We start from the raw sequence: 1,364 nt of genomic DNA on the forward strand, positions 1-1,364 counted from the left end.
TACCCTTGAGGCGCAGCTTCCGTCCACTGGTGGAGCCCTTCGGCACCTTCACATTCACCTTTGAGCCAATCGTTGGCACGGTCACCGTTGCCCCCAGAGCGGCCTCCCAGGGGGCGATCGGAACCGTGACCAATACGTCCCGGCCCTCCACCGTGAAATGCGGGTGGGGTGCCAGCTCCACTTCAATGAACAGATCGCCTGGTTCTCCGCCACCAAAGCCCGGCGCCCCCTGGCCTTTGAGGCGAATATGCTGGCCCTCGCGCATGCCTGCGGGAATCTTCACTTTCAGGGTCTTTTGCCGCGGCATCACCCGGCCATGCTCATCGGCCTCATGTACCGCAAAAGAAACCTGCTTTTCACAGCCGTGAAACGCTTCTTCGAGGAACAGGGCGAGCCTCGCATGCACATCCTCACCGCGCATTCTCATGTTCTGGCGGAAACCGCCACCACCGTGGCCCCCGGAGAAACCGCCCTGGCGACCACCTCCGAATATCTCCTCGAAGAAGTCGCTGAACTGGCGCGCGTCGGCATCGGTATAACCTCCGCCACCGAAACCGGCACCGCTTTGCCAGCCCGGAGGCGGCTCGAAAGAACCATCCGCCCTGGCGCCGTATTTACGCAGCTGGTCGTACTCCGCGCGCTTCTCGGGATCTTTCAGTACTTCGTAGGCTTCACCCACTTCCTTGAATTTGGTGTCGGCGTCCTCTTCCTTACTGACATCCGGATGGTATTTCCGTGCCAGCTTTCGGTAGGCTTTTTTTATCTCCTCGGCGGAGGCAGACTCACTCACACCGAGCACGGCGTAATAGTCTTTGAAGTCCATCAGGATCCTCACCACTGGTTATTCTGCTGGGCGTACGCCCGCTTACTAACCACTATATTTGATGAGATTGGGGAAATTACAAGGGGAAGGTCGTTCGTACTTGAGGTGGGTCAGGCATTTGGGGCGGAGATCCGCCCCAAATGAATAACATAACTTACTTAACTTTCGGATCCAGCTCACCGGAGGCGTAACGCTCGAACATGCGTTCAAGGTTCACCGGCTTGATTTTGCTGGCGTTGCCGGCACAACCAAAGGCTTCGTAACGCGCCACGCATACGTCGGTCATGGCCTTCATGGTTTCCTTGAGGAATTTGCGCGGGTCGAACTCGGCCGGGTTTTCAGCCAGGAAGCGACGGACCGCGCCGGTGCTGGCCAGACGCAGGTCGGTATCAATGTTGACCTTGCGCACGCCGTGCTTGATGCCCTCTACAATTTCTTCGACCGGCACACCATAGGTTTCCGGAATCTCACCACCGTATTCGTTGATGATCTTCAGCCACTCCTGGGGTACGGAGCTGGAGCCGTGCATAACCAGGTGGGT

The 1,364-nt window shown here is 58.1% G+C and carries 2 protein-coding genes; both read right to left on the minus strand.

Features of this window, described 5'->3' with window-relative positions:
- Positions 1-823: DnaJ C-terminal domain-containing protein (locus B2W52_RS05010; RefSeq protein ID WP_286801723.1), on the minus strand; the 823-nt coding region annotated here is incomplete at its 3' end.
- Between the two features lie 154 nt (positions 824-977).
- A partial coding sequence (locus B2W52_RS05015; protein WP_286801726.1) for a class II fructose-bisphosphate aldolase occupies positions 978-1,364 on the minus strand: 387 nt, incomplete at its 5' end.

Origin of the sequence: Marinobacter sp. UBA2498 (assembly GCF_002341575.1) — a bacterium.
Classification (GTDB): Bacteria; Pseudomonadota; Gammaproteobacteria; order Pseudomonadales; family Oleiphilaceae; genus Marinobacter; species Marinobacter manganoxydans.